The 10,995-nt window shown below is 74.6% G+C and carries 1 protein-coding gene; it reads left to right on the top strand.

Annotated elements, in window-relative coordinates; translation table 11 throughout:
- Window positions 1-28: 28 nt before the first annotated feature.
- Window positions 29-10,984: a type I polyketide synthase gene (locus AB0F58_RS00555; protein ID WP_357135847.1), complete on the top strand. Its 10,956-nt coding sequence runs from the start codon at window positions 29-31 to the stop codon at window positions 10,982-10,984.
- Window positions 10,985-10,995 lie beyond the last annotated feature (11 nt).

Raw genomic sequence — 10,995 nt, 5'->3', positions numbered from 1 at the left:
ACGGGTCAACACAAGGAGTGGGCGGTCCATGGCTAACGAGGCGAAGCTTCTCGACTACCTCAAGCGGGTCACCGCCGACCTGCACCAGGTGCGGCAGCGGCTGCGCGAGGTGGAGGCCGGCGAGCAGGAACCGGTCGCCATCGTCTCCATGAGCTGCCGCTTTCCCGGTGGGGTGCGGTCCCCGGAGGACCTGTGGGAGGTGGTCGCGTCCGGCCGGGACGTCATCTCCGACTTCCCCGCCGACCGGGGCTGGGACCTCGCCTCCCTGTACGACGCCGACCAGGAGCAGGGCGGGCTCGGCACGTCGTACACCGCGCAGGGCGGCTTCGTTCACGACCTGGCCGACTTCGACCCGGGCTTCTTCGCCATCTCCCCCCGCGAGGCCCTGGCCATGGACCCGCAGCAGCGGTGGCTGCTGGAGACCTCCTGGGAGGTGCTGGAACGGGCCGGCATCGACCCGCACTCGCTCAAGGGCAGCCGGACCGGCGTCTTCGCCGGCAGCACCGGCCAGGACTACGGCAGCGTGCTGATGGGCGCCGCGCAGGGCCTGGAGGGGCACCTGATGACCGGCAACGCCGGCAGCGTCGTCTCCGGCCGGATCTCCTACACGTTCGGCCTGGAGGGCCCGGCCGTCACCGTCGACACCGCCTGCTCCTCCTCCCTGGTCGCCCTGCATCTCGCCGCCCAGGCGCTGCGCCAGCAGGAGTGCACGCTGGCCATCGTCGCCGGGGTCACCGCCATGTGCACCCCGGCCGCCTTCGTCGAGTTCTCCCGGCAGCGCGGCCTGGCCGCCGACGGCCGGTGCAAGGCGTTCGCCGCCGCCGCCGACGGGACCGGCTGGTCCGAGGGCGTCGGCGTCCTGCTGTTGGAGCGGCTCTCCGACGCCCAGCGCAACGGCCACCCGATCCTCGCCGTGGTCCGGGGCAGCGCGGTCAACCAGGACGGCGCGTCCAACGGTCTGAGCGCCCCGAACGGCCCCTCCCAGCAGCGCGTCATCCAGCAGGCCCTCGCCAACGCCGGCCTCGGCGCCGGTGGCGTCGACGTGGTGGAGGCGCACGGCACCGGCACCCGGCTCGGCGACCCGATCGAGGCGCAGGCGCTGCTCGCCACGTACGGGCAGGACCGGGGTGACGCGGAGCCGCTGCTGCTCGGCTCGGTCAAGTCGAACATCGGGCACGCGCAGGCCGCGGCCGGCGTGGCCGGTGTGATCAAGATGGTGATGGCGATGCGGCACGGCGTCGTGCCGCCGACCCTGCACGTCGACGAGCCCACCCCGCAGGTCGACTGGTCCGCCGGCGCCGTCGAGCTGGTCACCGAGGCGACCCCGTGGCCGGCGGTGGACCGGCCGCGTCGGGCGGCGGTGTCGTCGTTCGGGGTGTCCGGCACCAACGCGCACACCATCCTGGAGCAGGCGCCCGCCCCCGCGCCCGCCGAGGTCGACGCCGAGCCCGGCGCGCAGCGTCCGGTCGTGCCGGTGACGGTGTCGGCCCGCGACGCCGCCGCGCTCGCCGCCCAGGCGGGCAGCTGGGCCGCCCGGGTCGCCGCCGACCAGGCGCTGCGCCCCCTCGACGTGGCCTTCTCGTCGGTGGCCTCCCGGTCCGCCCTGGACCACCGGGCCGTGGTCGCCGCCACCGGCCGGGACGACCTGCTGGCCGGGCTGCGCGCCCTGGCGGCGGGGGAGCCGTCCGGCACGGTGGTCGCCGGCCAGATCGGGGACCGGGGCCAGCTCGCGGTGCTCTTCTCCGGCCAGGGCGCGCAGCGCGCCGGCATGGGCCGGGAGTTGTACGCCGCCTTCCCGGTGTTCGCGTCGGTGCTGGACGAGGTGTGCGGGCACCTGGACCGGGCGCTGCCGCGTCCGCTGCGGGAGGTGCTGTTCGCCGGGGCGGGCACGCCCGAGGCGGAGTTGTTGGACCAGACGGTGTTCACGCAGGCCGGGTTGTTCGCGGTCGAGGTGGCGTTGTTCCGGCTCGTCGAGTCGTTCGGGGTCGTGCCGGACGTGGTGGGTGGTCACTCGATCGGTGAGGTCACCGCCGCGCACGTGGCCGGGGTGCTGTCCCTGGCCGACGCGTGCGCGCTGGTGGCGGCGCGGGGCCGGTTGATGCAGGCGCTGCCGGCCGGCGGCGGGATGCTCGCGGTCAACGCGTCCGAGGCGGAGGTGCGGGCCAGCCTGGACGGGTTCACCGACCGGCTGGGTATCGCCGCCGTGAACGGGCCGACGTCGGTGGTGGTGTCCGGGGCGGTCGAGGCGCTGGACGAGGTGGAGAACGGCTGGAAGGCGCGCGGGACCCGGACGCGTCGGCTGGCCGTCAGCCACGCGTTCCACAGCCCGCTGATGGAGCCGATGCTCGCCGAGTTCCGCACGGTCCTGGCCGGGCTGACTTTCGCCGCGCCGGTGCTGCCGGTGGTGTCGAACGTGTCCGGGGCGCTGGCCGACGGCGACGAGATCCGGTCGGTCGAGTACTGGGTGCGGCACGTGCGGGAGGCGGTGCGGTACGGCGACGGGGTGGCGGCGGTGCGGGCGGTCGGGGTGGACACGTTGCTGGAGGTCGGTCCGCAGAGTGTGCTGACCGCGATGGCTGTCGACATCCTGTCGGGTGACGAGGGCGTGGTGTCGGTGTCGGCGCAGCGCAAGGACCGGTCGGAGGTTCAGGCCCTGCTGGCGGCTCTGGCGGAGTTGCACGTGCACGGGGTTCCGGTGACCTGGGGGTCCTGGTTCGCGGACACCGGTGCCCGTCGGGTCGACCTGCCGACGTACGCCTTCCAGCACCAGCGCTACTGGCCCGAGGCCGGTGCCGGCTGGACCGGGGACGTCACCGCAGTCGGCCTGCGTCCCGCCCGTCACCCCCTGCTCGGCGCCGCCGTCGGGGTCGCCCACGCCGAGGGCTTCCTGTTCACCGGCCGGCTGGCCCGGCGTACCCACCCGTGGATCAGTGACCACGTCGTGTTCGACACCGTGCTGCTGCCCGGCACCGGCTTCGTCGAACTCGCCCTCCAGGCCGGCGCACACGTCGGCGCGGACCACGTCCGGGAACTCACCCTGGAGTCGCCGCTGATCCTGCCGGAGAACGGCGGGGTGGACATCCAGCTGTGGATCGGCCCCGCCGACGAGACCGGCTGCCGGTCGGTGTCGCTGCACTCCGCCCCGGACGGCGAGCCCGCCGACGGTACCCCCGGAGAGCGCGCCTGGACCCGCAACGCCAGCGGCGTGCTGGCCAGCGGACCGGCCGCACCGAGTGGCCCCGCCGGCTGGTCCGACCTGACCACCTGGCCGCCGGCCGACGCCACCGAGGTGGCCACCGACGACCTGTACCTCAATCTCGCGGCCCAGGGCTACGACTACGGCCCCTCCTTCATCGCGCTGCGCTCGGCCTGGCGGCGCGGCGACGACCTCTTCGCCGAGCTGGCGCTCCCCGAGACACCCGCCGCCGAGGCCAGCGGCTACGGGCTGCACCCCGCGCTGCTCGACGCGGCCCTGCACACCCTCGGCCTCACCCCGCCCGGCGGCGCCCCGACCGGGGCTGACGTCCCGCCCGGCTACGGCCGGCTGCCGTTCTCCTGGAACGACGTCGCCCTGCACGCCGCCGGCGCGGCGGCGGCCCGGGTCCGCGTCACGCACACCGGCACCGACAGCATCTCCATCCTGTTGGCCGACGTCACCGGCACCCCGATCATCTCCGTCGGCTCCCTCGTCCTGCGGCCGGTCTCCGCCGACCAGCTCCGTACCGCCGGTGGTGGTGTCGAGTCGCTGTACCGGATCGACTGGACCCCGCTGGCCACGCCCGCCGGGCCGTCCACCGCCGCGTGGGCGGTCGTCGGCGACACCGACCTCGTCGAGGCCGTCGCCGCCACCGGTACCGCCGTGGCGGCGTACCCCGACATGACCGCCCTGCGCGAGGCACTGGACGACGCGTCGGCCGCCCCCGACGTGCTGGTCGTGCCGTTCCCCGCGCCGGCTCCCGGCGCGGACACCCCGCGTGCGGTGGCCGAGGCGACCCACCGGGCGCTCGCCGTCCTCCAGCAGTTCCTCGCCGACGACCGGCTCGGCGCGTCCCGGCTGGTCGTGCTGACCCGGGGTGCGGTCGCCACCGACCGGGACGCCGACCTGACCGACCTGGCCGGCGCGGCGATCATCGGTCTGGTCCGCTCCGCGCAGTCGGAGAACCCGGACCGCTTCCTCCTCGTCGACGTGGACGACGTGGTCGGCGCCGCCGCCACCCTCGTCGCGGTCGGCGACACCGACGAACCGCAGGTCGTGATCCGCTCCGGCGTCGCGGCCGGAGCCCGGCTCACCCGGGTGCCGGCCCCGGCCGAGCCGCCCGTCGCGCCGTTCGACGGCGACGGAACCGTCCTGATCACCGGCGCGACCGGCACCCTCGGCCAGCTGATGAGCCGGCACCTGGTGACCCGGTACGGCGTCCGGCACCTGATCCTCACCAGCCGGCGCGGCCGGGCCGCCAGCGGCGTCGCCGAACTCTGCGCCGACCTGGAGTCGCTCGGCGCCACGGTCACCGTCGCCGCCTGCGACGTCGCCGACCGCGACGCGGTGGCCGGACTGCTCGCCGGCATCCCGGCGGAGCACCCGCTCACCGCCGTCATCCACGCTGCCGGCGTCCGCGACGACGGTGTCATCTCCTCGCTCACCCCCGAGCGGATGGACGGCGTGCTGCGGCCGAAGGTCGACGCGGCCTGGAACCTGCACGAGCTGACCGCCGACCTCGACCTGAGGGCCTTCGTCTCGTACTCGTCCCTCGCCGCCACCGCCGGTGGACCGGGCCAGGGCAACTACGCCGCCGCCAACGCCTTCCTCGACGGCCTCGCCCACCACCGCCGGGCACACGGCCGCGCCGCGCTCACCCTGGCCTGGGGCCTCTGGGCCGACCGCAGCGGCATGACCACCGAGCTGGACGACGTCCACCTCAACCGGATCTCCCGCTCCGGCGTCGCCGCCATGGAGGCCGAGGAGGGCCTCGCCCTCTTCGACGCCGCCTGCCGGACCTCCGACGCCGCCCTGGTGCCCGCCCGCCTCGACCTGGCCGCCATGAAGGTCCAGTTCGCCGGCGGCGGCATCCCGCCGCTGTACCGGGCCCTGATCCGGCTGCCCCGCAGCGCGGCGGCCACCACCGGCGCGTCCCTGGTGCAGCAGCTCGCCGCGCTCGGCGACGACGACCGGGTCACCGCGCTCGTCGAGATCGTCCGGGGCCAGGCCGCCGCCGTGCTCGGCTACCCCGACCCGGCCGCCATCGAGCCGCGCCGGGCGTTCAACGAGTTCGGCTTCGACTCGCTCACCGCCGTCGAGATGCGCAACCGGCTGAACAACGCCTTCGGCATGCGCCTGCCGGCCACCCTGGTCTTCGACTATCCCAGCCCGTACGACCTGGCCGTCCACCTCGGTACCGAGATCGCCGGGACGCCCGTGCCGGTCCGGCCGACGACCAGCACCGTGCCGGTGGGCGACGACGAACCGTTGGCGATCATCGGCATGGCCTGCCGGTTGCCCGGTGGAGTGCGCTCCCCGGAGGACCTGTGGCGGCTCGTCGCCGACGGCGTCGACGCCATCTCCGACCTGCCCACCGACCGGGGCTGGGACCTCGACTCGCTCTACAACCCCGACCCGGACGCCTCCGGCACCTTCTACACCCGGGGTGGCGGCTTCCTCACCGACGTCGACCAGTTCGACTCGGCGTTCTTCGGCATCTCGCCCCGCGAGGCCCTGGCCATGGACCCGCAGCAGCGGCTGCTGCTGGAGACCACCTGGGAGACCTTCGAGTCCGCCGGCATCGACCCGTCCACCGTCCGGGGCAGCAGCACCGGCGTCTTCGTCGGCACCAGCGGCCAGGACTACAGCAACCTGGTGGCGTACGCGGGGGAGGGCACCGAGGGGTACGCCCTGACCGGGCTCACCAGCAGCGTGATCTCCGGCCGGGTCGCCTACACGTTCGGGCTGGAGGGGCCGGCGGTCTCGCTGGACACCGCCTGCTCGTCGTCGCTGGTCGCCCTGCACTGGGCCAGCCAGGCGCTGCGCAGTGGCGAGTGCGACATGGCGCTCGCCGGTGGCGTGATGGTGATGACCACGCCGACCGCGTTCGTCGAGTTCTCCCGGCAGCGTGGCCTGGCCGCCGACGGCCGGTGCAAGTCCTTCGCCGCGTCGGCGGACGGCACCGGCTGGTCCGAGGGCGTGGGCCTGCTGCTGGTCGAGCGTCTCTCCGACGCGCGTCGCAAGGGTCACCGCGTCCTCGCCGTGCTGCGCGGGTCGGCGATCAACCAGGACGGCGCATCGAACGGCCTGACCGCCCCGAACGGCCCGTCCCAGCAGCGGGTGATCCGCCAGGCTCTCACCTCGGCCCGGCTGTCGACCGCCGACGTGGACCTGGTGGAGGCACACGGGACGGGTACCACCCTGGGTGACCCGATCGAGGCGCAGGCGTTGCTGGCGACGTACGGGCAGGACCGGCCGGGGGACCGGCCGTTGCTGCTCGGCTCGATCAAGTCGAACATCGGTCACGCCCAGGCGGCAGCCGGTGTGGCCGGTGTTATCAAGGTGGTGCAGGCGATGCGGCACGGGGTGGTGCCGGCGTCGTTGCACGTGGACGAGCCGTCGCCGCACATCGACTGGACCGCCGGTGCGGTGGAGCTGGTGACGCAGGCGCGGGCGTGGCCGGCGGTGGACCGTCCGCGTCGGGCGGCGGTGTCGTCGTTCGGGATCTCCGGCACCAACGCGCACGTGATCATCGAGCAGGCGGACGAATCCGTCGGCGGGACGGTCGAAACCCACGACCCGGCTCCGGGCCTGGCGCCCGACGCGGCCGTGACGATCTGGCCGCTCTCCGCCCGTACCAAGACCTCCCTGGCCGGTCAGGCCGCCCGGCTCGCCGAACACGTCCGTACGCACGGTGACCTGGACCCGGCGGCGGTCGGCTGGTCCCTGACCGCCACCCGCGCCGTCCTCGACCAGCGGGCCGCCGTCGTCGGCTCGGGCGTCGAGGAGTTGCTGTCCGGGCTGGACGCCCTGGCCGAGGGGGTACCGGCGGGGAACGTCGTCGCCGGCCTCGCCGGCTCGTCCACCGGTCCGGTGTTCGTGTTCCCGGGTCAGGGCGCGCAGTCGGCGCGGATGGCGGCGGGTCTGGTCGGTCGGGTGCCGGTCTTCGACGCGCGGCTGGCGGAGTGCCAGCGGGCGTTGGCGCCGCATCTGGACGTGGATCTCGTGTCGGTGTTGACGGGGGACGACGAGTCGTGGCTCGACCGGGTGGAGGTCGTCCAGCCGGTCCTGTGGGCGGTCGGTGTCGCTCTCGCTGCGGTGTGGGAGCACGTGGGTGTGCGGCCTGCGGCGGTGATCGGTCACTCGCAGGGAGAGATCGGCGCGGCGTGCGTCGCCGGGATCCTGTCGCTGGAGGACGCGGCGAAGACCGTCGCGTTGCGGTCGCGGGCCCTGGCGGTGCTGCGGGGTACGGGCGCGATGGCGTCGGTGGACCTGTCGGCGGAGGCGGTCGCGGAGCGGTTGCCGGTGTTCCCCGGTGTCGGGGTGGCGGCCGTCAACGGTCCGTCGACGGTGGTCGTGTCGGGGCCGCCGCAGCCGGTCGCCGAGCTGGTCGCCGCCTGCCAGGCCGACGGGGTGCGCGCCCGGGTCATCCCGGTGGACTACGCGTCGCACTCGTCGGCGGTGCAGGAGGTCGCCGAGCAGCTCCGGTCCGACCTGTCGGAGGTGAAGCCGCAGCCCGGTCACGTCCGTCTCGTCTCCACGCTGACCGGGGACTGGGTGGACCCGGAGTCGATGGGCGCGGAGTACTGGTACGAGAACCTGCGGCGGACGGTGCTGTTCGACCCGGCCGTCCGGGTTGCCGTGGCTGCTGGCCACACGACGTTCGTGGAGATCTCGCCGCATCCGGTGTTGACCATGCCGGTGACCGGGATCCTCGACGACGCGGCTGTCTCCGGGCACACGCTGGGCACGTTGCGGCGGGGTGAGGACGATCCGACCCGCCTGCTGACCAGCCTCGCCACCGCCTACGCGATCGGTCTGCCGGTGGACCTGAGCAGGGTCCTGGCCGAGACGGCGACCCTCGACCTGCCCACCTACGCCTTCGACCACCAGCGCTACTGGGTCGACCTGCCCGTCGGACCGGCCGGGGACGTCGCTTCGGCCGGGCTTCAGGAGGCCGGTCACCCGCTGCTCAGCGCCACGGTGACCTTCCCGGACAGCGAGCGGATGGTGTTCACCGGTCGCCTGTCGGTGCGGACCCACCCGTGGCTGGGCGAGCACCGGGTGATGAACGCGATCCTGCTGCCCGGTACCGCCTTCGTGGAACTGGCCGCCTACGCCGGTGAGCAGGCCGGCACGCCGGTGGTGGAGGAGCTGACCCTGCTCGCCCCGCTCGTCCTGCCCGAACTCGGCTCCCTCCAGGTGCAGCTCACCGCCGGTGACCGGGACGCGGACGGCCGTCGTACCGTGCAGTTCCACTCCCGGCCGTACCGGGACGGGTCCGACGAGATCCTCGCCGACGTGGCCTGGACCTGCCACGCCACCGGTCTGCTCGCGCCCCGCCCGGCCGAACCGCCCGCGTTCGACCTCGGGGTCTGGCCGCCGCCCGGTGCGACCGCCGTCGACTCCTCCGACTTCTACTCCGGTGTCGAGGCGACCGTCTTCGGCTACGGCCCGGCCTTCCGGGGCCTGCGCGCCGCCTGGGTGCGCGGTGAGGAGGTCTTCGCCGAGGTCGAACTGCCCGCCGACCACCACGCCGAGGCCGGCCGCTTCGGGGTCCACCCGGCGCTGCTGGACGGCGCGTTGCAGGCCATGTCCATCGGTGGGTTCCTCGCCCGGATGGGTGACGGCGCCGACCCGGACGCCCCCCGGCTGCCGTTCGCCTGGACCGGTGTCACCCTGCTCGCCGCCGGGGCCACCGCCCTTCGGGTCCGGGTCGCCTCGGCCGGTGAGGTCGGGGTCTCCTTCCAGGTGGCCGACGCCACCGGCGCGCCCGTGCTGCACGCCGAGTCGCTGATCATGCGCCGGGTCACCGGCGACGCCCTCGGGGCCGCCCGTTCCGGCCGGCACGAGTCGCTGTTCCAGGTCGACTGGCCGGTGCTGCCGGTGCCCGCCGGTCCGGTGCCCGCCGCCACCGGCTGGGTGGTGGTCGGGGACGATCTGCCGCTCAGCGCCGCCTGCGAGTCGGCGGGCGTCCGGGTCCGCGCCGACCTCGCCCCGGACACCCTCGGGGACCTGCTCGCCGGGGGCGAGTCGGCACCCACGGCGGTGATCGTCCCGGTCGCCGGCGACGGGGACGACACGGGCCCGGCACTCGCCGCGCAGGCGCGGGCCACCACGCACCGCGTACTCGGCGCGGTACGGGCCTGGCTCGCCGACGAGCGGTTCGCCGACGCCCGGCTGGTGCTGGTCACCCGGGACGCCGTCGCCACGGGCGACCAGCCCGGGGTGAACCTGCGTCAGGCACCGGTCTGGGGTCTGCTCCGCACCGCCCAACTGGAACACCCGGGTCGGCTGCAACTGGTCGACCTCGACACGGACCCGGAGAGCACCGCCGTGCTGGCCGCCGCGATCAGGTGTGGCGAGCCGCAGGTCGCGGTACGGGCCGGTCAGGTGCGGGTACCCCGTCTCGGACGGGTGCCGGCCGGCGTGGAACTGCTGCCCGGCGGCGTCGACCCGGACGGCACGGTGCTCGTCACCGGTGGCACCGGCGTGCTCGGCCGTCTCCTGGCCCGGCACCTCGCCACCACGCACGGCGTCCGGCACCTGCTGCTCGCCGGCCGACGCGGACCGGCCGCCGAGGGGATGGACGACCTGGTCACCGAGCTGGCCGCCCACGGTACGGAGGTGACCGTCGCCGCCTGCGACGCCGCCGACCCCGACGCCCTGAGCACGCTGCTCGCCGGGATCCCCGCCGCGCATCCGCTCACCGCGGTGGTCCACGCGGCGGGCGTCCTCGACGACGGGGTCTTCGAGTCGATGACGCCCGAACGTCTCGACGCGGTGGCCGTACCGAAGATCGACGCGGCGTGGCACCTGCACCGGCTCACCGCCGACCGCGACCTCGCCGCCTTCGTGCTCTTCTCCTCGGCGGCGGCCACACTGGGCAGCGCCGGACAGTCCAACTACGCGGCTGCGAACGCCTTCCTCGACGCTCTCGCCGCGCACCGTCGCGCCCGGGGACTGGCCGGCATCTCCCTGGCCTGGGGCCTGTGGGAGCAGGCCAGCGGCATGACCGGGCACCTCGGTGACGCCGACGTACGGCGGATGGCCGAACAGGGGGCGGCCGGGCTGCCCACCGAACAGGCCCTGCACCTCTTCGACGCCGCCTGGCGGCTGGACGCGGCCGCCGTCGTACCGATGCGCCTCGACGTCGGGACGCTGCGCGGGCAGGCGGAGTCCGGGGCCCTCGCCCCGATGCTCCGCGCCCTGGTCCGGGTGCCGCTGCGGCGGTCCGTCGACGGTACCGGCGCCGGTACCGGCGGTGTGCCGCTCGGGCAGCGGCTGGCCGGCCTGGCCGAGCCGGAGCGGCGCCGGGTGGTGCTCGACGTGGTTCGGGCGAACATCGCCGCCGTCCTCGGCCACGCGGGGGCCGACGCCATCGACCCGGGCCGGCTCTTCACCGAACTGGGCTTCGACTCGCTCACCGCGGTCGACCTCCGCAACCGGCTGAACAGCCTGTCCGGCCTCCGGCTGCCCGCCACGCTGGTCTTCGACTACCCGACGCCGACCGCGCTCGCCGAGAAGCTGGCCAGCGAGATCACCGCCGGGGAGGCCCCGTCCACCCAGCCCCTCTTCCAGGGCATCGACACGGTGGAGAGCCTGCTCACCACCATCCCGCTCGATCCGGCGACCCGCGAGCGGTTCACCACCCGGATGCGGGACCTGCTGGCCAAGGCGACCGGCCTGGCCGACGGCCCCGCGGCCGAGGAGGACCGGCCCGATCTCGAGTCGGCCAGCGACGACGAGATCTTCGACTTCATCAGCAAAGAGTTTGGAATCTCCTGACATGACCGACC

Source organism: Micromonospora sp. NPDC023956, assembly GCF_040639195.1.
In the GTDB taxonomy this organism is placed as follows: domain Bacteria; phylum Actinomycetota; class Actinomycetes; order Mycobacteriales; family Micromonosporaceae; genus Micromonospora.
The sequence above is the reverse complement of the archived record's forward strand: the minus strand, read 5'-3'. Positions and strand labels throughout refer to the sequence as shown.